This window comes from Hominisplanchenecus murintestinalis (genome assembly GCF_943193015.1).
Lineage (GTDB): Bacteria > Bacillota > Clostridia > Lachnospirales > Lachnospiraceae > Hominisplanchenecus_A > Hominisplanchenecus_A murintestinalis.
The window spans coordinates 50,753-72,797 of the sequence record NZ_CALPCM010000006.1; the positions used below are offsets into that span (position 1 = coordinate 50,753).

At 46.4% G+C, this 22,045-nt stretch carries 20 protein-coding genes and 1 other annotated feature; of the genes, 17 read left to right on the forward strand and 3 right to left on the reverse strand.

What is annotated here, in order from left to right; translation table 11 throughout:
- Positions 1-36 precede the first annotated feature (36 nt).
- The 10 genes from panC (at position 37) to NFR99_RS04080 (ending at position 9,984) form a co-directional block, all read left to right on the forward strand.
- Positions 37-882 (forward strand): pantoate--beta-alanine ligase, encoded by an 846-nt coding sequence (panC, locus tag NFR99_RS04035; protein ID WP_251352816.1) that lies wholly within the window; start codon positions 37-39, stop codon positions 880-882.
- Complete coding sequence (locus NFR99_RS04040) at positions 879-1,826, forward strand: bile acid:sodium symporter family protein (RefSeq protein ID WP_251352818.1); 948 nt, start codon at positions 879-881, stop codon at positions 1,824-1,826. The genes panC and NFR99_RS04040 overlap by 4 nt, the downstream gene beginning before the upstream one ends.
- Positions 1,827-2,047: 221 nt before the next feature.
- A complete protein-coding gene (locus NFR99_RS04045) occupies positions 2,048-3,124 on the forward strand; it encodes a 6-phosphofructokinase (RefSeq protein WP_120483054.1) in 1,077 nt (358 codons plus the stop codon).
- Positions 3,125-3,127: 3 nt separating this feature from the next.
- Positions 3,128-4,726, forward strand: a complete 1,599-nt coding sequence (gene dnaX, locus NFR99_RS04050) for a DNA polymerase III subunit gamma/tau (RefSeq protein ID WP_120483052.1) — start codon at positions 3,128-3,130, stop codon at positions 4,724-4,726.
- Positions 4,727-4,739: 13 nt separating this feature from the next.
- The gene (locus tag NFR99_RS04055) at positions 4,740-5,096 is read left to right on the forward strand and encodes a YbaB/EbfC family nucleoid-associated protein (RefSeq protein WP_120483050.1); all 357 of its coding nucleotides are present in this window, start codon (positions 4,740-4,742) and stop codon (positions 5,094-5,096) included.
- Entirely contained in the window at positions 5,096-5,692 is a 597-nt protein-coding gene (gene recR / locus NFR99_RS04060) for a recombination mediator RecR (protein ID WP_120483047.1), read from the forward strand. Before NFR99_RS04055 ends, recR begins: the two co-directional genes overlap by 1 nt.
- Positions 5,693-5,841: 149 nt before the next feature.
- Complete coding sequence (gene hprK / locus NFR99_RS04065; RefSeq protein ID WP_120483045.1) at positions 5,842-6,774, forward strand: HPr(Ser) kinase/phosphatase; 933 nt, start codon at positions 5,842-5,844, stop codon at positions 6,772-6,774.
- 218 nt (positions 6,775-6,992) lie between these two features.
- Positions 6,993-7,472 carry a hypothetical protein gene (locus NFR99_RS04070; protein WP_135975572.1) on the forward strand — a complete coding sequence of 160 codons (480 nt, stop codon included), beginning with the start codon at positions 6,993-6,995 and terminating at the stop codon, positions 7,470-7,472.
- A 10-nt stretch (positions 7,473-7,482) separates the two neighbouring features.
- Complete coding sequence (locus tag NFR99_RS04075; protein ID WP_135975570.1) at positions 7,483-8,955, forward strand: HD domain-containing protein; 1,473 nt, start codon at positions 7,483-7,485, stop codon at positions 8,953-8,955.
- A gap of 93 nt (positions 8,956-9,048) precedes the next feature.
- Positions 9,049-9,984 carry an ROK family glucokinase gene (locus tag NFR99_RS04080; protein ID WP_120483038.1) on the forward strand — a complete coding sequence of 312 codons (936 nt, stop codon included), beginning with the start codon at positions 9,049-9,051 and terminating at the stop codon, positions 9,982-9,984.
- A gap of 157 nt (positions 9,985-10,141) precedes the next feature.
- Here the strand turns inward: NFR99_RS04080 and NFR99_RS04085 are convergent, their stop codons facing one another.
- Positions 10,142-10,684: a manganese efflux pump MntP gene (locus NFR99_RS04085; protein ID WP_120483036.1), complete on the reverse strand. Its 543-nt coding sequence runs from the start codon at positions 10,682-10,684 to the stop codon at positions 10,142-10,144.
- Between the two features lie 299 nt (positions 10,685-10,983).
- Between NFR99_RS04085 and NFR99_RS04090 the strand changes: the two genes are divergently transcribed.
- Entirely contained in the window at positions 10,984-11,841 is an 858-nt protein-coding gene (locus NFR99_RS04090; protein ID WP_120483034.1) for a putative manganese transporter, read from the forward strand.
- A 108-nt stretch (positions 11,842-11,949) separates the two neighbouring features.
- Here the strand turns inward: NFR99_RS04090 and NFR99_RS04095 are convergent, their stop codons facing one another.
- Complete coding sequence (locus tag NFR99_RS04095; protein WP_120483032.1) at positions 11,950-12,807, reverse strand: class I SAM-dependent methyltransferase; 858 nt, start codon at positions 12,805-12,807, stop codon at positions 11,950-11,952.
- A 6-nt stretch (positions 12,808-12,813) separates the two neighbouring features.
- Positions 12,814-13,668 (reverse strand): GNAT family N-acetyltransferase, encoded by an 855-nt coding sequence (locus NFR99_RS04100; protein ID WP_251352826.1) that lies wholly within the window; start codon positions 13,666-13,668, stop codon positions 12,814-12,816.
- 128 nt (positions 13,669-13,796) lie between these two features.
- Between NFR99_RS04100 and proC the strand changes: the two genes are divergently transcribed.
- The 6 genes from proC (at position 13,797) to NFR99_RS04130 (ending at position 22,034) form a co-directional block, all read left to right on the forward strand.
- A complete protein-coding gene (proC, locus tag NFR99_RS04105) occupies positions 13,797-14,591 on the forward strand; it encodes a pyrroline-5-carboxylate reductase (RefSeq protein WP_120483028.1) in 795 nt (264 codons plus the stop codon).
- A 13-nt stretch (positions 14,592-14,604) separates the two neighbouring features.
- Positions 14,605-15,990 (forward strand): aminopeptidase, encoded by a 1,386-nt coding sequence (locus NFR99_RS04110; RefSeq protein WP_135975559.1) that lies wholly within the window; start codon positions 14,605-14,607, stop codon positions 15,988-15,990.
- A gap of 135 nt (positions 15,991-16,125) precedes the next feature.
- Entirely contained in the window at positions 16,126-17,673 is a 1,548-nt protein-coding gene (gene putP, locus NFR99_RS04115; protein ID WP_120483024.1) for a sodium/proline symporter PutP, read from the forward strand.
- Between the two features lie 47 nt (positions 17,674-17,720).
- Positions 17,721-17,855: a sequence feature (ribosomal protein L10 leader region), on the forward strand.
- A gap of 67 nt (positions 17,856-17,922) precedes the next feature.
- A complete protein-coding gene (rplJ, locus tag NFR99_RS04120; RefSeq protein WP_120483022.1) occupies positions 17,923-18,411 on the forward strand; it encodes a 50S ribosomal protein L10 in 489 nt (162 codons plus the stop codon).
- A 44-nt stretch (positions 18,412-18,455) separates the two neighbouring features.
- Complete coding sequence (gene rplL, locus NFR99_RS04125) at positions 18,456-18,830, forward strand: 50S ribosomal protein L7/L12 (RefSeq protein WP_120483189.1); 375 nt, start codon at positions 18,456-18,458, stop codon at positions 18,828-18,830.
- A gap of 201 nt (positions 18,831-19,031) precedes the next feature.
- Positions 19,032-22,034 (forward strand): fibronectin type III domain-containing protein, encoded by a 3,003-nt coding sequence (locus NFR99_RS04130; RefSeq protein ID WP_251352828.1) that lies wholly within the window; start codon positions 19,032-19,034, stop codon positions 22,032-22,034.
- The last annotated feature ends 11 nt before the right edge of the window (positions 22,035-22,045 follow it).

Sequence of the window (22,045 nt, forward strand, 5' to 3'; positions counted from 1 at the left end):
GGCTATCTTCAAATCCATAGAAAAGGAAGAGGAGACATGAGAATAACAACAACCATTTTAGAAACCAGAGAACAAATCCGTGAATGGAAGAAAGCGGGGTGTACCATTGGGCTGGTGCCGACTATGGGATTTCTGCATGAGGGGCACGGAAGCCTGATTGAAAGATGCCGCAGGGAAAATGATAAAGTCGTGGTGTCTGTTTTTGTGAATCCGACACAGTTTGGACCGAATGAGGATCTGGAAGATTATCCTCGGGATTTTGCGCATGATACTGCTCTATGTGAAAGTCTTGGTGCAGATTTAATCTTTCATCCGGAACCGGAGGAAATGTATCATGACGCATGTGCATACGTCAATATACACACGCTGTCAGAAAATCTATGCGGAAAAACGCGGCCGGTTCATTTTCAGGGCGTGTGTACCGTTGTGTCGAAGCTGTTCCATATTGTAGAGCCGGATACTGCATATTTTGGACAGAAAGATGCACAGCAGCTGGCGATTATTAAGAAGATGGTGGAGGATTTGAATTTTGATATCCGCATCGTAGGCTGCCCGATTGTCAGGGAGAAGGATGGTTTGGCAAAGTCGTCGCGGAACACATATCTGAATAAGGAGGAGCGAAAAGCCGCGCTCTGTTTATACAGGGCGATACAACAGGGACAAAAAGTAATCGCCAAAGGCTGCAGCAGCGATATGGTAGTGCAGCAGATGGAGAAGATTATCTGTGAGGAGCTGTTGGCACGGATTGACTATATTTCTGTAACAGATGCGATTACCCTACAGCCAGTAGAGCAAGTGGAACGTGATGTTCTGGTAGCTATGGCAGTTTACATTGGCAAAACCAGGCTGATTGACAATTTCAGCTATGAGGTGATGCCATGAAGAAAATAGGGAAAGCAGCGTCATTTCTGACAAAATATATCAGCGTAGTTATCTTAATCGGTTCGGCTCTGGCGTTTTGGAAACCTTCGTTCATTAGCTGGGCGACAGATTATACTTCTTTTTTTCTGGGGGCGGCAATGTTTGGTATGGGGCTGACCATTAGAGCAGAGGATTTCAAAATAGTATTTGCAAAGCCCAGAGAAATCCTGGCAGGCACGCTGGCACAGTACACGGTGATGCCCTTGGGCGCCTGGCTGTTATGCAGAATTTTGAATCTTCCGCCAGATTTGGCGATTGGCGTCATTTTGGTAGGCTGCTGTCCTGGCGGTACGGCGAGTAATGTGATTACATACATAGCGGGCGGGGACGTGCCTCTTTCCGTGGGGATGACCATCGTTTCTACTTTGCTGGCTCCTTTGGTAACCCCTATGCTGGTGTATGGATTGGGAGGTGCATGGGTGGAGGTATCATTATCGGCCATGATAATTTCCGTCGTAAAGCTCGTCCTGGTTCCTGTACTTTTGGGTATCCTGCTTCATAGAATATTTGGAAAATATATCAAGAAAGTCCAGGAGATTTTTCCACTGATTTCCGTTCTTGCTATTGTTATGATTACTACAGGTATTGTAGCAAATAATAAAGAGAAACTTATCAGCAGCGGTTTATTAGTGCTGGGAGTGGTGGTTTTGCATAATCTGATTGGTACAGTTATGGGGCTTGGGCTTGCGAAAGTGTTAAGCATCGAATATTCCAGGGCAACGGCGATTGCTATTGAAGTAGGAATGCAGAATAGCGGGCTTGCGGTATCGCTGGCAGCGGCGAACTTTTCGGCAAATCCTATGGCGACCCTGCCAGGCGCAGTGTTTAGTGTATGGCATAACATAGCAGGGTCATTGTTTGCGGGGATGCGCCGGCGGAAGCACAGGGAACTGCCGGTTCTGTAACCGTCCGGCGTAAGCGCCAAACCGCAATTTGAAATCAGCTCCATTAAAGAAGATTTTAAATACAGAGCCGTCACGCCACATACGGATTTTCAAAGAATACAGTTGTGATAACCGTCGAAATAAGTTATAATAAAAACATCTTATTTCGCCAGGGTGAAGGGAATCCCTGCACGTGAGGCGGACAGCTACGATAATAATGGAAGAAAGGAATACGACATGTCATGAAAAAGAGAATCGGTTTGTTAACAAGCGGCGGCGACTGTCAGGCATTGAACGCCACCATGCGCGGAGTTGTGAAAGGGTTAAGCTCAAATCTGCCTGATCTGGAGGTTTACGGATTTGCCGATGGATACAGGGGCTTGATTTACGGTGATTACCGGATGCTGACTTCAATGGATTTTTCAGGAATCCTGACAAAAGGAGGCACAATCCTGGGAACATCAAGACAGCCATTTAAATTGATGCGTGTGCCGGATGCTGACGGCCTGGATAAAGTAGAGGCAATGAAGCAGAATTATTATAAGCTGCGCCTGGACTGTCTGGTTATCCTGGGCGGAAACGGGACACAAAAGACGGCGAATCTGCTGAGAGAAGAAGGATTGAATATCATCCATTTGCCTAAGACGATTGATAATGATATTTATGGGACAGATATGACGTTTGGCTTTCAGAGCGCGGTAGATATCGCGACGGACGCGATTGACTGTATCCACACCACAGCAGCATCTCATAACCGCGTATTTCTGGTAGAGGTTATGGGACATAAGGTAGGCTGGCTGACGCTCCATGCGGGTATCGCAGGCGGCGCTGATATTATCCTTCTGCCGGAGATTCCGTATGATATTGATAGAATCGTGGAGGCTATCAACCGCAGGGCGCAGAGAGGGGCAGGCTTTACGATTCTGGCAGTTGCGGAAGGCGCAATTTCTAAGAAAGATGCAAAGCTGTCAAAGAAGGAATTAAAAGAAAAAATGAAGAACTATAAATATCCTTCGGTTTCTTATGAACTGGCAGACCAGATTCTGAAAAAGACAGGTATTGAAGTACGTATTACAGTTCCGGGACATACGCAGCGCGGAGGAAGCCCTTGTCCGTATGACAGAGTGCTTTCCACCAGGCTGGGAGCCGGGGCAGCAAAACTGATTATGAATAATGAGTATGGCTACATGGTTGGAATCGTAAATGGAAAAGTAAAGAAAGTACCGCTGGCGGATGTGGCCGGAAAGCTGAAAATGGTTGACCCGGATAATCAGCTGATTAAAGAAGCAAAGCTTATCGGTATCAGTTTCGGAGATTGATGAATGAGTTATACTGCGTTATATCGTAAATTTCGTCCTGCCTCTTTTGCAGATGTGAAGGGGCAGGAGCATATTGTGACAACCTTAAAAAATCAGATCGCTGCAGAGCGTATTGGCCATGCTTATTTGTTCTGCGGCACAAGGGGTACCGGAAAGACTACAGTGGCAAAGATTTTGGCCCGGGCTGTGAACTGTGAACATCCGGTGGACGGAAATCCCTGCGGAGAGTGTGAGACGTGTAAGGCGATTGCGGCGGGCACTTCGATGAATGTAATCGAGATTGATGCCGCGTCCAATAATGGCGTAGACAATATCCGGGAAATCCGTGATGAAGTCGCGTACTCACCAACCAGCGGCAAATACAAGGTCTATATCATTGACGAGGTTCATATGCTGTCCATAGGAGCGTTTAATGCGCTCCTAAAGACGTTAGAGGAACCTCCTTCTTATGTGATTTTTATCCTGGCTACCACGGAGGCACATAAAATTCCGATTACCATTCTGTCTCGGTGTCAGCGTTATGATTTTAAACGTATTCCTCTGACTACGATTGCTGACAGAATGCGGGAGCTGATGAATGAAGAACAGGTAGAGGTGGAAGAGAAGGCGCTGCGCTATATTGCCAAGAAAGCGGACGGTTCTATGCGTGACGCGCTGAGCCTGCTGGATCAGTGCATTGCCTTTTATTTGGGACAGAAGCTTACCTATGATCATGTACTTGAAGTATTGGGAGCTGTGGATACGGAAGAGTTTGGCCGTTTGCTGCGGGAGGTTCTGGAAAACAATGTGGTGCAGGTGATTGCCCATCTGGAGGATTTAATTATGCAGGGGCGGGAACTGGGACAATTTGCCACAGATTTTACCTGGTATCTCAGGAACCTGCTGCTCCTGAAATCTTCGGATGATATGGAGGATGTATTAGATGTGTCCACAGAAAATCTGGAGACTTTGCGGGAAGAGGCGGGGCTGGTGCGGAATGATACGCTAATGCGGTATATCCGCATTTTTTCTGAGCTTTCAAATCAGATGAAATATGCGGCTTCCAAGCGGGTGCTGCTGGAAGTGGCTTTGATTAAGCTGTGCCGCCCTCAGATGGAGAACGATGAGATTTCTATGGCAGAACGTATCCGCGCGCTGGAAAAAAAGCTGGAAAATGGAAGGATGGTGCAGGCAGCGCCGATACAGAGTGTTTGGCCGGAAACAGGGCAGCCTGCCGGCCAGGAGAGCCATGAGCCGGAAGCAGAACCGGAAATGGCGGCGCCGGAAGACTTACAGGAGGTTATGCGGTTGTGGAACAGCATCGTGGCGTCAGCAGAGGGACAGAGGTTTCGGCAGACTCTTGCCCAGGCAGTGCCAAAGTTTCAGGAAAATGACGGAAGGCTATTTGTAGTGTTTTCAGACTTTTTAGGAGAGACATATCTAAACAGTGAGGAGAAAAAGCAAGAGCTGGAGAAAATCATTGAGGGGAAATTGGGGAAACATGTAGAAGTGAAATTCGTCCTGAGAGCAGATGAACATTTGGTGGGAGGACGTTTATCAAAAATTAGTGTGGAAGATGCTATCAAAAAATTTGTCCACGCGGATATTGAAATTGAGGATTAGGAGGAAAAGTGAAATGGCAAGACGTGGAGGATTTCCGGGCGGAGGCATGCCGGGTAATATGAATAATCTGATGAAACAGGCGCAGAAAATGCAGAGGCAGATGGAAGAGAGCCAGAAAGCTTTGGAGGAAAAGGAGTTTACCGCAGCAGCAGGGGGCGGCGCAGTAGAAGTAAGCGTATCCGGCAAGCGGGAGATTACGAAAGTGAAACTGGCTGAAGAGGTGGTAGATCCGGATGATATTGAGATGCTTGAGGATTTAATTATGGCGGCTGCCAATGAAGCTCTCCGGAAGATGGAGGAAGAAGCAGGGGCGGCTATGTCTAAGATTACCGGAGGCATGGGAGGCCTGGGCGGAGGGTTTCCGTTCTGATGGATTATTACAGCAAACAAATTAGTGAACTTATCGGGGAGCTTTCAAAGCTTCCCGGCGTCGGTTCTAAGTCTGCCCAGCGGCTGGCATTTTACCTTATTAACCGTCCGGTGGAAGAGGTGCAGAGACTTTCTGATACGATGATACAGGCCAGGCAAAACGTACGCTACTGCAGCCAGTGCGGAACGCTGACAGATCAGGAACTTTGCCCTATCTGTGCCAACCCCAAACGTGACCAGTCTATGATTATGGTTGTGGAGGATACCCGTGATCTGGCGGCTTATGAAAAGACAGGGAAGTATGAAGGGGTTTACCATGTGCTTCACGGGGCGATTTCGCCTATGCTTGGCATAGGGCCGGGAGATATCAAATTGAAAGAGTTGATGGTACGGCTTCAGGGAGAGGTAAAAGAGGTTATCATAGCTACGAATTCCAGCTTGGAGGGCGAGACCACGGCCATGTATATCAGTAAACTTATCAAACCGACGGGAATCAGAGTCAGCCGGATAGCTAGCGGCGTTCCGGTGGGCGGCGATCTGGAATATATTGATGAGGTAACGCTGCTGCGTGCCCTGGAGGGGCGCGTGGAATTATAGATATGCGTCAGGATGTAAGCGGTAAATTCTCTGGAAAGCCGGAATTAGAAGGAATACTATACATACCCCATTCGTTCGGGATTATGCTGGATGTGAGAGGAAAAGTATGATAAAATAAAAGTATCTAGAGGATTCAAAGGAGGAAAGGTATGAGTAATGTAGCATTGACGAAGGTCATGGAGCAGATGAAGCTGGAAAACCTGACCCCGGATATTGATATGTCGTCAATTGAAATCACCCTGCCGGATATTAACCGTCCAGCACTGCAGCTCACAGGGTATTTTGACCATTTTGCTTCTGAGCGCGTCCAGATTATCGGATATGTGGAATACACGTATCTGGAGCATCTGCCCCGGGAAGAGAAACTCAAGGTATACGACCAGTTTCTGGGATACAAGATGCCATGTGTGATTTATACTACGAGGACACAGCCGGATGAGGACATGCTGCAGCTGGCGCATAAATATGGCGTTCCCATTTTCAGATCCCATCAGACAACATCTGCGTTTATGGCAGAAATTATCCGCTGGCTGAACGTGGAGCTGGCTCCCTGTATTTCCATTCATGGCGTGTTGGTTGACGTATACGGCGAGGGTGTGCTGATTATGGGCGAGAGCGGCATTGGAAAGAGTGAGGCAGCGCTGGAGCTGATTAAGCGGGGGCACCGCCTTGTCACGGATGACGTTGTGGAGATACGCAAGGTCAGCGATGTGACTCTGGTAGGGACTGCGCCTGATATCACGCGTCATTTTATTGAACTGCGGGGTATTGGGATTATCGACGTAAAGACGCTGTTCGGTGTGGAAAGTGTAAAAAATACCCAGAATATTGATTTGGTAATTAAGCTGGAAGAGTGGAACCGGGATAAAGAGTATGACAGGCTGGGGCTGGAAGAGGAGTATACGGAAATTCTTGGAAACAAGATTGTATGCCATTCCCTGCCTATCCGTCCGGGGCGGAATCTGGCAGTTATCGTAGAGTCGGCGGCGGTGAACCACAGACAGAAGAAGATGGGGTATAACGCTGCGCAAGAGCTGTACAAGAGGGTGCAGGAATCCCTATCAAGGGGAAGGAAGGATTAAAGAAAAATCACATTTTGATTTTTGAAATATACACAAAAATGATTGACACATCTAAAACTATTTGGTAATATACTATTACAGAAGATAAGCCAGGATTACAGAGCAATAAAAAGTTCAGTATACGAGGGGCAATGTTTACTGTATAATAAAAGAGAGAGAAGTTCATTCTCATCAAGAAGGAACACTTTTGATAAAGGATGGCAAAAGGAGGGGTTGCTATGGCGAATAAATTTTTATTGCCTGTATACAAGAAGGTTTTTGGTGAGTCGTTTTCGTATGGAAGGTTTGAAGATCGGTTAAAAATGCAGAAAATGGTTTATCTTTTGCAGGAAGAAGGAGTGAATATTGGCCATTACGGATTTGACTGGTATAAACATGGACCATATTCACAGGTCTTATTAGATGATATGTATATGGAAAATGGGACTGCCTGTATGGGATTAAACTACACGCCGGAAGCAGAACAGCGCATTGAAAGATTAAAAGAAATCTTCAGCGATGCTGACGCAAAAGAAAAATATGGGGTGAAAAACTGGACAGAATGTCTGGCTTCGATTCATTTTTTAAGAATGAAAGAAATGGGAAGCAATGCTTCAGAAGAAGAAATTCTTCAGGTGTTAACGGACAGAAAGCCGCATTTAAATGATGACGCTTTAAATAGAAAGGCTTATCGTTTAATAGAGAATTTAGCTATGTAGGTGTTGGAAAATGGCGATAAAATTTACGGATAAGATACTTGACAATGTACATGGATTTATTGAGTACTCGGATGCGGAAAAAGAAGTCATGAATACCCTGTTGTTTAAAAGACTGCAAAGTATTAAACAGTTAAGCATTGCAAATTGGATTTTTCCCGGATCGGAACATACAAGATATATCCATTCGTTAGGTGTAATGCATATTGCGGATAAAATAGCACGGCAACTGGAGCTGCCTGATCAGGACAGAAAGATTATACGGATGGCGGGACTTCTGCATGACATAGGACATTATCCTCTTTCGCATGTATGTGAAACTCCTTATAAAAAAGGCATGGAAAACTATAAAGAGGACAGTGTTTGCCAGGCAGTAAATGGTGATATGAAACGATATATAGAGAGATTTTCATTGCCAGTCGCTAAAGAATTTATGGTAGGTTCTGTAGAGGGGCATCATGAGGCAGTAGGAGCAGCTATTATCCGTACAGATCCCCAGATAAAGAAGATTATCACAGAGGAATGTGGTGAGGCGTCTATAGATATTATTTGCGATATGATTACAGGGAATGTAAAAAGACAAGATACAAACCCGTTATGGGTGCAGATTTTACATTCAGAAATTGATGCAGATGGAATTGACTATATGATGCGTGACGCAGCTTTTGCGGGTACCGGATTTGGAAGCTTTGAAATGAATCAATTAATCAGGTGCTTCGAGAGAAGGGTATACGATGGAAAAGAAATCTTATGTATTAATGAAAAGGGAATTGCGGCAGCGGATCAATATCTCATAAATAAATTTTTTTCGTACTCTCAGGTTGTTTTCAATAAGCATATTTCAAATCTGGAATGGATGGCAGAAATAATCGTTGATTGGATGTTGAAACAAAGTGTACTGTTTCCAACAAAGGAAAATCTGTTAAAACAATGGATAAATGCAAAAGGAAACTTCGACAATTATTTAAGCTTCACAGACAATTTCTTTTGGAAAGCGCTGGATGAGATAAAAACATCCCCCAAAAAATATTATGCGCCCGAATATATTGTTGAATTAAGCAAAAAGCTTTTAAATCACGAAGAGCTTTCTTTTGTTAGTGACAGTGAAGTTAGAATCATATCAAAAGATGCAGATGAAATGAAAGAGCGTCTTTGTCAATCAGCTATATATACGGAATATGTAAATAGTCACGATAAGGTTGTATTATACAGCAAAAAACCAATGACAAAGAATGTTCCGTACGAGAAATTTATCGAAGCCATAGAGCGAAACATACCGGAAGAATTACAGGATGACAAAGAAAAATATATAAAAAATAAGGTGCTTTCCCGGTATATGGAGGGGATTTGTGTCTGTAATAACAGAAATGAAGAGATTCATCTTTTATGCGACGATGATAAATCTTTAATGAAACAATTATATGGCACGAATCTGGTGATTTTTAGGGCATTTCAGTTTCCGTTGGCGGACAAAGCAAACTTATAAGTAGAGATCATATGATTATCAATAGGGGATTGTGTTCTAAAGTGGAATTGCGTAAACAGTACTCAGGCATTTTGTGTAAGGAGGATTTGTGGGATGAAGAAATATTGTTTTGGGATTGATATTGGGGGAACTACGGTAAAATGCGGTTTATTTGACGTGCAGGGTAACGTTTTGGATAAATGGGAAATCAAAACCCGTTCCGAAGGAAATGGCGAGAACATCATTCCGGATGTAGCGGCGGCAATTGAGACAAAGATTTCAGAAAAAGGGATTGAGAAAGCAGACATCGCAGGAATCGGTGTAGGCGTTCCAGGACCTGTAAATGAAGAAGGCGCAGTAGTCACGGCGGTTAATCTGCATTGGGGATATGTAGATCTTGCAGGCGAGATGGAAAAACTGACAGGTATTACTACGAAGGTTGGAAACGATGCGAATGTGGCGGCTCTGGGAGAGATGTGGAAGGGCGGCGGTGAAGGCCATAAGAATGTAGTGATGGTTACGCTGGGAACCGGCGTCGGCGGCGGTATTATCATTGGCGGGAAAATCCTTACCGGAAGTCATGGAGCAGGCGGCGAAATCGGTCATATCCACGTTGAGGACAAGATGGACAAGCCTTGCGGCTGCGGTAATAAGGGCTGCCTGGAGCAAGTGGCTTCTGCTACCGGAGTTGTATATCTGGCAAATAAGAAACTTGCAGAAAGCAGCATGTCGTCAGTGTTGAGAGAGGGAGAGGTTTCTGCAAAGACCGTGTTCGATGCAGTGAAAGCCGGGGACACATTGGCATGTGAAGTAGCAGAGGAGTTTGGAAAATACCTTGGGACTGCCTTGGCTAGTGTTACAGGCGTAGTAGACCCGGAAATCTTTGTAATCGGCGGCGGCGTATCAAAAGCCGGAACCGTGATTCTGGATTATGTAAAGAAATATTACGTGAATTATGTGCTGGATGCCTGCAAGGGAACAGAGTTTGCATTGGCAACGCTGGGAAATGACGCGGGTATTTATGGCGCGGCAAGGATGGTAATAGAGTAAAAAGATGCTATGTGAAAATGGCGTACCGGATATAGAAGTCTGGTACGCCATTTTGTGCCCGCGGGCAACGATCCAAGCGACTGTATGCAGGTATTTGGCGACTGCCGCGAGGGTCAATACCGTCCTTTGAGACGGGGGATTTGACTAGAGAAAAAGGTTATGCAAACAGTTCCAGAACTCCAATTAGAATTAATAAAACTGCTGAAAATGGAGTGAGAACGGAAAAAAATCTGCAGCGCAGGAATTTCTGCCCTAAAATAACACTGACCTGGATGCTGAGGCAGGAAAAAAGCATAGAAAAGAATCCTACCCATATGGGAGAGAGAGACATTACGCCTGCGCTAAGTGAAGGTGGAATACAATTCACTGCCAGTACGAAACCAAGGATTAGTACGTCTGTGAACCTGGGTGTTTCCTGGAGCTCGGGGGTATCATTTTTTTGCGTTATGCTTTGGTAGAGACAGAAAATTCCAAAAAGAATCATGATAGCGGAAGCAATCAGATTCGTATAGAACAGGAAATGACCGGAAATCAAACGGGCGGCACAGGTAGAGCCAAAGGCACATAGCCCGGTCGTGCCGCCGATTATTAAGTTTTGCCATATAGAAAGTCTCTGATGGCGTATGCCCAGATGAATCCCAATCAGCAGATTATCCAGGTTTACGGCAAGGCCAATCAGAAGAGCCATAAAGATATTCATAGTTCACCTCTTTGTGCGACAGTCCATACTTTTATTGCAGTTTCCCGGCGTCCGGCGTAAGCGCGGTAACTTCCGGTTTCGCAGACTTCAGGTGTAAACACGGAGAACTATCAGTTCCGTAACTGTCTGGGATGAGCGGTAAACTCCCCGACAAACCGCAATTTGAAAGCGGAACTGTTACCTCCCTACAATTTATTCAGAAAATACAAAGTTGTGAAAGCGACGATTCCGTGTTATGATGGATACTCATGAAGGTGCGGGCGCTGTCAGAAGCGTCTGCCGCCTGGAGGGGAGGATATATGATAGCAGATGTTTTGATGGATGCCGCGCTGGACAGCGTGAAGATGCTGCCGTTTCTTCTGGCGGCTTTTCTGTTGATGGAATGGCTGGAGAAATATTCAGGGGAATATATGAACCGGCTGCTGGCTAAGGTAGGGCATGCAGGCCCTTTGGCGGGGGCGCTTTTGGGTTGTGTGCCGCAGTGTGGTTTTTCGGTGGTGGCGGCGAATCTGTACGCGGGAGGAATCATTACACCGGGAACGATTCTGGCAGTCTTTTTGGCGACATCGGATGAGGCGGTTCTGATTTTGATGGGAAATCCGGGGCGCGGAAGAGAAATTCTGTGGCTTTTGGCGGCGAAGGTTGTGATTGGCACGGCGGCGGGCTATTTGATTGATACATGGATTCCGGAACGTCATAGTTATGAAGAAGATATGGAGCGTATCTGCGCGGACTGCGGCTGTCACGGGCATACACATGAACATGGAAAAGGACATGTTTTCCAGGCGGCATTGCATCATACGGTAAGCGTATTTGCATATATTTTCGTTTTTACAGGGATTTTGAATCTGGCGATAGAGTTGGTGGGAATAGAAAAGCTTTCAGCGGTGCTGATGGGGGATTCCCTGCTTCAGCCGCTGCTTGCGGCTCTGGTCGGCATGATTCCCAATTGTGCTTCTTCTGTAATGCTGACACAGCTTTACCTGAGCGGAGCTATTAGCTTTGCTTCCGCAGTCGCGGGACTTTGTACGGGAGCAGGACTGGGGCTGGCGGTGCTTTTCCGGATGAATGAAGATAAGAAGGAGAGTTTGAAAATCACAGGACTATTGTATGCAGCCGGAGCCGTATCGGGCGTAGTTCTGAGTTTTTTTGGATAATACATGCAAAAGAAAGAGCCTTATCGTACGTGGAAAGTATCGGTAAGGCTCTTTCTGAAAGCAGGCATGTTTTTTGCTGTAGTTTGGAAAGTTGCACAGTTGTGTATTTTACCGGCTCCACCGCCCGGAGGCGCCGCAGGGAAGTACCAGCCCGTTTGAGGAGACGGGCAGTCCGACCTCCTGGGAATCTACGGTTCCGTGGAACTGTCTCAGCTCTGTGGCGAGCATATAAGTCAGGACAGCCGGAGCCAATCCGGTTGTGTAGGAATTGACAAGAAAAAAGAGTGGGTCGTCACTGAGAAGCCTGGTACAGAGCTTTATCAGCGGGTGGATAGCATCTTCGATTTTCCATATTTCGCCTTTGGGACCTCTTCCGTAGGAAGGAGGATCCATGATAACGGCGTCATAGTGATTTCCACGCCGAATTTCCCGCTCTACGAATTTTACACAGTCGTCTACGATCCAGCGGATGGGGGCCTCAGCTAGCCCGGAAGAGCGGGCGTTTTCTTTCGCCCATCCGACCATGCCTTTGGAAGCGTCTACATGAGTAACGCTTGCCCCGGCGGCGGCAGCGGCGAGGGTGGCGCCGCCTGTGTAGGCGAAAAGGTTCAGGACTTTAACGGGTCTTCCGGCAGTCTTGATTTTCTCAGAAAACCAGTCCCAGTTTGCTGCCTGCTCAGGGAAAAGCCCGGTGTGTTTGAAGCTGAAGGGTTTCAGGTTAAAGGTAAGGCTTTTGTAATGGATGCTCCATTGCTGGGGGAGGGAAAAGAATTCCCACTCGCCGCCGCCTTTTTTGCTGCGGTGGTAGTGGCCGTCCATTTTTTTCCAGCCCCGGTGTATTTTGGGGGTATCCCAGATAACCTGGGGGTCCGGGCGCACCAGAAGATAGTCTCCCCAGCGCTCTAATTTTTCACCGCATGAAGTATCGATGACTTCATAATCCTTCCAATTTTGTGCAATCCACATGATTCTCTATTCCTTTCTGTAAAATGTATGATGCGTGTGTTCCATATCCAAAGAACGAAACCAGTAAGTATAAAAATATTCAAATCCCAGGGAGCGGTACAGGCTCTTTGCAGGTTCGTTTTCCGTGGTAACCTGGAGATATGCATTCGCCGCCCCTTTTTTCTGCGCCTCAGATAAAACAGCGCTGCAGATGGCGCGTGCAAAATGTTTCCGTCGGCAGCTGGCGTCCACATAGATGGCGTATAGCCCCACATGTCCTCTGTCAAGAATCCCAAGCCCGGATGCCACGGGGCGTCCGTCAATTTCGATAAATGCTGCGATAGTTTCTTTCGGAATTGCCTTAAACATGGAAGGGACGATGCGGCGCAGCGTGGGGTTTGTGGTTCCGTTCAGGCGGAAAAGAGAAGAAATCCATTCGTCCGTAATTCGGTCGCGGAGCTGCACGATGACATTTCCGGGGTATTCTATAAAAGAGGGGAGCCCGGAATTCCGCCCATAATATTCGTATTCCGCCGAAAGCTGTGGATAAGGCGCGAGATTTTCTATGGGCATGGTCATAACTTCTGTTGTATGGCGGATTTTGTAACCGCGTGCGTCCAGCATACGGTCAAATTCCGGTTCCAGCAGGGGATTGATTTTAAAGTTTACAGGCGTATGGAAATTCGTATAGACGCGCTCGCAGTAGGCGATTTTTTCTTCTGCGGGAATCAGGGAACTTCCTACCTGTTCAACGCTGTTGGTGCGGTATGTATAGTTATGGGAAAAACGGATAAGCCAGCCGTCGTACAGCTCGATTTTATGGGACGGCCAGGCATTTAAGGAAATTTCTTCGATTAGTTTCATATATGCATTTTTTTCCATGGAAGCTCCTTTCAGTATTCATATTATAGACTAAGGCGGGGGTTTATTCAATGAAAAACTTGACCTTATCCTGTTCCTTTGGTAGACTTTGGAATAAGATTTTGTATATATTTAAGGAGGCGCGTCGTATGAAACTGGGTTTTATTGGGTGCGGAAATATGGCCGGGGCTATGCTCGGAGGCATCCTGAAAGAAGAACTGCTGAAAAAGGATGAGATCATTGCTTCTACTTCAAGTGCAAAGAGCCTGCAGAGGGTGCGGGAATGCTTTGGGATCTGTACTGCCCTCAGTAACCGGGAAGTGGCGGAAAAATCAGAAATCCTGGTTCTGGCGGTAAAACCTCAGTATTATGAGGAAATCATAGAGGAAATCCGGGAGTGCATAAGCGATAGCCAGATCGTGGTGTCGATTGCCCCAGGAAAGAGCCTAGACTGGCTGGAGGAAAGATTTGGAAAGCCGCTAAAGCTGGTGCGCTGTATGCCAAACACTCCTGCGCTGGTAGGGGAGGGCATTACCGGAGTGTGCCGGAACCGCCGGGTGGAGGATGGAGAGCTTGAGCAGGTATGCCGGATACTGCGAAGCTGCGGGGAGACAGAAGTGCTGAGCGAGCATTTGATGGATGTGGTAGTATCGGTGAGCGGAAGTTCTCCTGCGTACGTGTTTCTGTTTATTGAGGCAATGGCGGACGCAGCAGTGGCGGACGGTATGCCGCGGGCGCAGGCATATAAATTCGCTTCTCAGGCAATACTGGGAAGTGCAAGGATGGTTTTGGAGACGGGCAGGCATCCGGGTGAGCTGAAAGATATGGTATGTTCTCCGGGAGGGACTACTATAGAGGCAGTCAGGGTTCTGGAAGAAAAAGGTTTCCGCAGTGCAGTGATTGAGGCTATGAAAGCGTGTGTAAGAAAAGCGAAAGGAATGTAAGGAGGTAAAGCGAATGGAACGTGAAAATGCATGGAAAAAATATGAGGGTGAGAAGCAGAAAGAGGTGTTCGATTTTGCAGAAGGATACAAGGCGTTTTTAACAAAATGCAAAACGGAGCGGGAGTGTACAGAAGAGATTATCCGCCAGGCGAAAGAACATGGGTATGAGAGCTTGGAAAATGTGATCGCATCGGGACGAACCCTGAAAGCAGGGGATAAAGTGTACGCAGAAAATATGGGAAAATCCCTGGCGTTGTATCATATTGGCGAGGAGCCTATGGAGAACGGAATGAATATCCTGGGCGCGCATATTGATTCCCCGAGGCTGGATTTGAAACAGAACCCTCTGTATGAGGATACGGATTTGGCTATGTTGGAAACACATTATTACGGCGGCGTAAAGAAATACCAGTGGGTGGCTCTTCCGCTTGCGCTTCATGGGGTAGTGGCGAAAAAGGATGGTACGGCAGTACAGGTGTCCATTGGTGAAAAGGACGGGGAGCCGGTATTTGGCGTGTCCGATTTGCTAATTCATCTTTCCGGCACACAGCTTGAGAAGAAGGCGAATAAGGTCATTGAAGGAGAGGATATGAATATCCTGATTGGCAGTATTCCGCTTGCCGGTGAAGAAAAAGAGCCGGTGAAAAAACAAATTTTGAAGTTGTTGGAAGAAAAATATGGGATTGACGAGGAAGATTTTACTTCTGCGGAGCTTGAGGCGGTTCCGGCGGGCGCGGCCAGGGATTATGGGTTTGACAGGAGTATGATTATGTCTTATGGGCATGATGACAGGGTGTGCGCATATCCGTCATATCTTGCAATGTTTGACCTGCGTGAGGTAAAAAGGACTTGTGTATGCATTCTGACGGATAAAGAGGAAATCGGAAGCGTGGGAGCTACAGGAATGCATTCGCGTTTCTTTGAAAATACAGTTGCGGAGATCATGAACTGCACGGGAGAATACAGTGAACTGGCGCTGCGGCGGGCGCTGCGCAACTCAAAAATGCTTTCTTCGGACGTAAGCGCGGCTTTTGACCCCAACTATCCCAGCGTTATGGAGAAAAACAACAGCGCATATTTTGGAAAGGGGCTGACGTTCAATAAATATACCGGTTCCAGAGGAAAATCAGGTTCCAACGATGCAAATGCAGAATACATGGCGGAAATCAGGAAGGTACTTGATGAGAATGGGATTTCCTGGCAGACTTCTGAGCTTGGCAAGGTAGACCAGGGCGGCGGCGGAACGATTGCTTACATTTTGGCAAATTATGGCATGGATGTAATTGACAGCGGCGTGGCAGTGCTGAATATGCATGCGCCGTGGGAAATCGTCAGCAAAGTGGATGTGTATGAGGCATATCGGGGATATGTGGCATTTTTGGAGAATATAGGGGTGTAATTCGGTGGGCAGCAGAGTAGCAGGGAAATTGCGATTTTGCTTGACGTTATCACTATAGTTTGTTAAAGTGTAAAGTATTAGTGTCCGTGAAATTATCCGGAAGCTGAAATACAAAAAGGATAAGAGGAGAAAAGAATGGGAACAAATACAATATGGTTTTTGCTGGCATTTGCGGCGTATTTGTTAATGATGTTGGGAATCGGCGCATTTTATATGAAGAAAAATAAAGACGCTGATGACTACTTTCTGGGTGGGCGCGGACTCAGCGGCTGGGTAGCAGCGCTTTCTGCGCAGGCGTCTGATATGAGCGGCTGGCTTCTGATGGGATTGCCGGGTTCTATTTATGCGCTGGGGACAGGGCAGGCATGGATTGCCGTGGGGCTGTTTATCGGAACGGTGATGAACTGGATTTGCATTTCAGGCAGGCTCCGCCGCTATACCATCCGTGCGAACAATTCCGTGACGTTCCCGGAATATCTGGAGAACCGTTTCCATGATAAGAAGAAAGTGCTTTTGCTTATTTCTTCTATTGTAATTGTTATCTTTTTCTTGGTATATACGGCATCTGCATTGGCTGCCGGAGGGAAGCTGTTTGCCAGTGTGTTTGGCATGGATTATACGCTGGCTCTTACGATTGGAGCAGCAGTTATTCTCGCTTATACATTTATGGGCGGATTTATGGCAGTGTGCACGACAGATTTTATCCAGGGAACCCTGATGTTGGTAGGGCTTTTGATTGTGCCGATTCTTGCGTATGCAGTTATGGGCGGTGAAAATTTGATGGCAAATCTGGAGGCGAGCAATGTGCCGGGAGGAGTGGACGGCTATCTGAATATGTTTAGCAATGGCGAGCGTCCGTACAGTGCGGTAGAGATTATCTCTCAGCTTGGCTGGGGATTGGGATACTGCGGTATGCCGCATATCCTCACACGGTTTATGGCGGTTAAGAACGAGAAGGAACTAAAGAAATCAAGAGTGATCGCTATCGTATGGGTGGCAATTTCCCTGGGAATGGCAGTTGTAATCGGCGTTATTGGACGCGCGTATCTGTTCCCGATGCTTCTTGGAGAGGGCGCGGTATCCACAGAGAATGTCTTTATTGAAATGATTACCCAGCTTTTCACAAAGGATCTGAGCCTGGCGTTTGTCGGAGGAATCTTCCTGTGCGGAATCCTGGCGGCAATTATGTCTACGGCGGACTCTCAGCTTTTGATTACCGCGTCATCTGCTTCTAAGGATATTTACCAGGGCGTGATTAATCCCAAGGCAAGTGATAAGAAAGTGCTTACGATTAGCCGTGTTACCGTAATCGTTGTGGCAATTTTGGCATACATTATCGCGCTCGATCCAAACAGCAGCATTATGGGGCTGGTGTCAAATGCCTGGGCGGGCCTGGGCGCAGCGTTTGGCCCAACGGTTGTGCTGTCCCTGTTCTGGAAGAGAACAAACATGGCGGGAGCTGTGGCGGGTATCATATCTGGCGGTCTTACCGTTCTTATCTGGGATTACATACCTCTGATGGGAGGACAGACACTGGGAACTGCTACGGGACTTTACTCCCTTGTAGTAGGATTTGCAGTAAGCCTGGCGCTTATCGTTATCGTGAGCTTGTGTACAAAAGCGCCAGATGAAGAGATGATAAAAGCTTTTGAGGACGTGGCGTCGGGAAATGTGACAGAATAGGCGTAAATGCTTTCAAAAAAATCTTGACTTTTGGCCGGTCCTGTGCTATTCTCTTTGAGAAACTGCCGAAGACAGTAGGTGCCGTAAGGCATAAGGTCAAAACGCCTACCGAGGAGTAATGAGTTCGTAAGAATGATTTATGAGTCTCCCTGTGTCTTGCAGGGAGGCTTTTACTCACGTGTACAGAAAGATGCCACAGCGCGTTTTCTGTTTTGGCGGTACACATACTATAAAGGAGGTGCACCATTCATGGCAAAGGTAGAACTGAAACAGCCTATCGTAGCAGAAATCAGCGAAAACATCAAAGACGCAAAAGCGGTTGTGCTGGCTACTTACAGTGGAATCACTGTAGAACAGGATACTGCTCTGCGTAAAGAGATGAGGGAAGCCGGAGTTGTCTACAAGGTATACAAGAACACGATGATGAATTTCGCATTCAAGGATACTCCGTGTGAAGAACTGTGCAAGCATCTGGAAGGCCCGAACGCAGTGGCTATTTCCAAAACAGACGCAACAGCTCCTGCAAGAATCCTGGCAAAGCATGCTAAGACCGTTCAGGCGCTGAACCTGGTTGCAGGTGTTGTAGAAGATGCTTATTACGATGAGAAGGGCATTCAGGCGCTGGCAAGCATTCCTTCAAGAGAAGAACTTCTTGGAAAACTTCTTGGAAGCATCCAGTCACCTATCGCAAACTTTGCTCGTGTTATTAGCCAGATTGCTGAAGCAAAAGAGGCGTAACCCGGCATACCGAACCTAATAATATAAAAATGGAGGAAAATGAAATGGCAAAATTAACAACTGCTGAGTTTATTGAAGCTATCAAAGAGTTATCTGTATTAGAGTTAAATGATTTAGTAAAAGCATGTGAGGAAGAGTTCGGCGTATCTGCAGCAGCAGGCGTAGTTGTAGCAGCAGCAGGCGGCGCAGCAGAGGCAGCAGAAGAGAAAGACGAGTTCGATGTAGAGCTGACAGAGGTTGGCCCGAACAAGGTTAAGGTTATCAAAGTTGTTCGTGAAGTAACAGGACTTGGTCTGAAAGAAGCAAAAGAAGTAGTTGATGGCGCTCCGAAGGTACTGAAAGAAGCAGCATCTAAGGCTGAAGCTGAAGAGATTAAGACAAAGCTGGAAGGCGAGGGAGCAAAAGTTACTCTCAAATAATTTCAGTGAAAATCAACCCCGTGGATGTTGGAAATGCATCTGCGGGGTTTTTTATATATGTTATTTTTCAGGAACGTTCCAGCAAAGTATTACAGATAGATTAAAAATCTTTTTAAGGGTTTTGATAAGGCTGGAAATAAAGAGAGAATAAGGGTATAATATATCAAAAACTGCGGTTTGAGCTGCGAAAGGGGTACAGTTATGAGGTACAAGAGGTGTTTGGCATGGCTTTTAGTAGTAGTGATGATATTTTCAGTGATGCAGGCAAATTCGGCAATTGCGGCGGCTGATAGCGGCTGGGGAATAGGGATGCAGGACGCAGGAGAGAAGAAGCAGGAAATCCTGAAATCTAAGAAGGATGTAAACAGAAACCAGGGAATTAACACAAATAATGATTCTGGTGAGGGGGAAGATTCCGGCGGAGAGGATGGATCCGGCGGAGAAGAAGGTTCTGGCGGAGAAGAAGGTTCTGGCGAAGGAGACGGCTCCGGAGGAGGAGAAGATTCTGACGGAGGAGATGGAACCGGAGGAGGAGAAGATTCCGGCGAAGGAGATGGAACCGGCGGGGGAGAAGATTCCGGCGAAGGAGATGGAGCCGGAGGAGGAGAAGATTCCGGCACAGATGATGGTTCAGAGAAGCCGACGATTGAAAATCTGTCTGCAGAGTGGGACGGAGAGAAAAGGCGTATCGTTTTAAGGTATGATTTGGATGGGGATTATGTCAATATTCAGGTGAAAAAGAAAACAGGCGGCTATACTACGATTGCTGAAGAGTATGAAGGAGAGAGTTTTGCGTATGAATATAAGGATTGGGAAGAATACTTGAAAGAATTTGCATTTCTAGTGGTGCCATACAGGAGAAATGAAGGGACGGAAGATATAAATGGTGAGACAAGAGAAGTATCATGCGATGTAACATATCCAAAGGCGGTTATCAAGAACTTATATGTAGATTATGACCTGGAAAGACAGGTGCTTTATGTGGACTGGGATGAAGATGAGGGCGACGATGGCTGGGGAAGTGTAAAAAACGTAAAAGTTTACCTGGATGACTCGGACAATCCTTTGAATGGCGCTTACATGGATAACGAAGGAAGCTGGGTAGCGTCCCTGAAGCTGGAACCCAGGAGCACACATAAGCTCAAGATAGTTCCTATCAATAACGGCAATCAAGAGGGTACGCCGCAGGACTATACCTTGGTTGTGGATGATTATGAGGCGAAGATTACGGATTATACGATAGAGTATAATGAAGAAACGAAACGGCTGGAGATGAAATGGGAGAGCATGTACACGCAGTATGTTTCCGTGTATCTGAATGATGAGGAGCTGGCGGAAAATTATAAAGAGAATAGTTTGACAATTGACTGTGTGTTGCAGCCGGGAGCCTCTTATAAGGTCTTTATTTTGCCTTACAACGGTCAGGATGAAGAAGGAGAAGAACTGGAGGAAGATATATCTTTTGGGGAATTCGAAGTTCCGTATGAGTTTTCTGCTTCCGTTATGAATGTAGATGTAAAGGATGCGGCGGGGAATTATACCGGATTTACGAAACCGCTGATAAAGCTGCAGTGGGAAGCGCAGAAGCAGGCAGTTTACGAAGTTTACCGTGCAGAAAAGGATAAAAAGGGCGCGTATGCCTGGATTGCTACGGTTCGGGCAGATAAAGAGGAAGTCTATACGTACATAGATGAAAAAGCAGGGTTCGGCGATTATTATTATAAAATCCGCCGTAAAATTGTCGAGGATGATTATCTGGAGCAGGAGCTGTATACGGCGCTCTCCGATGCAGAGCATGTCAGGCTTCTTGTGCCGCGCCCGAAAGTAAAAGTGAAGCTGAGCGCAGGAAAGAAGATTCTGCTGACAATGGAATCTGCGAAAGAATATGTCAGCGGATATGAGATTTACCGTAAATACCGCGGAAAATATGAAAAGATTGCGTCTACTACAGACAACAAATATGTAGACAAGAAGTTAAAGTTCGGAAAGACATATTCCTATAAGGTAAAAGCCTATTACTATGACGTAAATACAGGAAAAAAGGTTTATGGAAAGTATTCGAAAGCAGCTTCGGTAAAAAATACAATAGGTGCAATTAAGGCAGAGGCGTTAGCAGTATCATCGGATACGGTTAAACTTTCTTGGACGCCGGCGGTCAATGCGGATACCTATGAGATTTATGGGAAATCCGGCATGATGGGGGACTCGTATGTGCTTTTGGCGACGACAAAGCAGCTGTCCCTGAAATATAAATTGAAACAGAACACAAAATATTTTTTCATGATAAAGGCATATCAGGCGAAGGATGAGAAGCGCACGTATTTTTCCAGTACGGAGGTTTCTGTCCAGACGGGTTTTTCAGCTCCGCGGGGGTTGAAGGTAACAAAGACTACATATAAAAAGGATAGAGATGCTTTGGTTCAGGAAGATACGCTTTCCTGGAACCGTGTTTACGGGGCAAAAGGATATTATATTGAAGTATATGATGCGGAAGAGAAGGAATATGTAGGTGTTGGCAATATTCGTAAAGGAAGCAAAACATCCTATACGATATCGAATCCGGTGACGGCGGAGGCGAAAGCCCGCACTTACCGCGTCAGCGCCTATTTGGGAAAAAGAATAGAATGCGGAGATACGATAAAAGTCAGACCGCAGCTCGGAACTGTTCAGAAGGTAAACGCTGTAAAAAACAGAGAAAAAGTAAAGGTGAGCTGGGAAAAAGCAGAAGGGGCGGAGAGCTATAAGATATACCGTTCTAATGGAAGCAAGATGTTCTTTGTAGGTGAAACAGACGAAACGTGTATTGCAGACAAAGGGCTGAGCGCCGGGATTTCTTATAGTTATTATGTACAGGCAGTCAATAATACGCTAAAGCTTACCGGGGATATGAGCGAGCCGGCGGTGTGTAAAATGGCGCAGGGAAAGGTCTCAGGTTTAAAAGCAGTGAATACGGCGGGAGGAAATGTGCGGCTCACATGGAAAGAAGCCCCCAACGCCCAGAAATATGTGGTATATTATAAAGGGGCAGGGGATCAGGAATATCGGGAATTGAAAAAGCTGCCTGCGGACGTAACCGCCTATGTACATAAAAGGCAGGTGCGTGGGACTTCATGTTCTTACAGGGTGGTCGCCGTGCAGAAAAACAGCGGCGGAATTTCAGTAGAATCGAAACCGGCGCAGGTGAAAGTATATATAAAAAAGTAATTTGAAATAGA

What these genes read in the sequence shown, in the direction of transcription:
- proC (WP_120483028.1), top strand. Translation starts at nt 13,797, where the DNA reads ATGAAACTGGGTTTTATTGGGTGCGGAAATATGGCCGGGGCTATGCTC.
- NFR99_RS04045 (WP_120483054.1), top strand. Translation starts at nt 2,048, where the DNA reads ATGAAAAAGAGAATCGGTTTGTTAACAAGCGGCGGCGACTGTCAGGCA.
- NFR99_RS04075 (WP_135975570.1), top strand. Translation starts at nt 7,483, where the DNA reads ATGGCGATAAAATTTACGGATAAGATACTTGACAATGTACATGGATTT.
- NFR99_RS04070 (WP_135975572.1), top strand. Translation starts at nt 6,993, where the DNA reads ATGGCGAATAAATTTTTATTGCCTGTATACAAGAAGGTTTTTGGTGAG.
- NFR99_RS04100 (WP_251352826.1), bottom strand. Translation starts at nt 13,668, where the DNA reads ATGGAAAAAAATGCATATATGAAACTAATCGAAGAAATTTCCTTAAAT.
- panC (WP_251352816.1), top strand. Translation starts at nt 37, where the DNA reads ATGAGAATAACAACAACCATTTTAGAAACCAGAGAACAAATCCGTGAA.
- rplJ (WP_120483022.1), top strand. Translation starts at nt 17,923, where the DNA reads ATGGCAAAGGTAGAACTGAAACAGCCTATCGTAGCAGAAATCAGCGAA.
- NFR99_RS04055 (WP_120483050.1), top strand. Translation starts at nt 4,740, where the DNA reads ATGGCAAGACGTGGAGGATTTCCGGGCGGAGGCATGCCGGGTAATATG.
- NFR99_RS04095 (WP_120483032.1), bottom strand. Translation starts at nt 12,807, where the DNA reads ATGTGGATTGCACAAAATTGGAAGGATTATGAAGTCATCGATACTTCA.
- NFR99_RS04040 (WP_251352818.1), top strand. Translation starts at nt 879, where the DNA reads ATGAAGAAAATAGGGAAAGCAGCGTCATTTCTGACAAAATATATCAGC.
- dnaX (WP_120483052.1), top strand. Translation starts at nt 3,128, where the DNA reads ATGAGTTATACTGCGTTATATCGTAAATTTCGTCCTGCCTCTTTTGCA.
- hprK (WP_120483045.1), top strand. Translation starts at nt 5,842, where the DNA reads ATGAGTAATGTAGCATTGACGAAGGTCATGGAGCAGATGAAGCTGGAA.
- recR (WP_120483047.1), top strand. Translation starts at nt 5,096, where the DNA reads ATGGATTATTACAGCAAACAAATTAGTGAACTTATCGGGGAGCTTTCA.
- rplL (WP_120483189.1), top strand. Translation starts at nt 18,456, where the DNA reads ATGGCAAAATTAACAACTGCTGAGTTTATTGAAGCTATCAAAGAGTTA.
- NFR99_RS04085 (WP_120483036.1), bottom strand. Translation starts at nt 10,684, where the DNA reads ATGAATATCTTTATGGCTCTTCTGATTGGCCTTGCCGTAAACCTGGAT.
- NFR99_RS04080 (WP_120483038.1), top strand. Translation starts at nt 9,049, where the DNA reads ATGAAGAAATATTGTTTTGGGATTGATATTGGGGGAACTACGGTAAAA.
- NFR99_RS04130 (WP_251352828.1), top strand. Translation starts at nt 19,032, where the DNA reads ATGAGGTACAAGAGGTGTTTGGCATGGCTTTTAGTAGTAGTGATGATA.
- NFR99_RS04110 (WP_135975559.1), top strand. Translation starts at nt 14,605, where the DNA reads ATGGAACGTGAAAATGCATGGAAAAAATATGAGGGTGAGAAGCAGAAA.
- NFR99_RS04090 (WP_120483034.1), top strand. Translation starts at nt 10,984, where the DNA reads ATGATAGCAGATGTTTTGATGGATGCCGCGCTGGACAGCGTGAAGATG.
- putP (WP_120483024.1), top strand. Translation starts at nt 16,126, where the DNA reads ATGGGAACAAATACAATATGGTTTTTGCTGGCATTTGCGGCGTATTTG.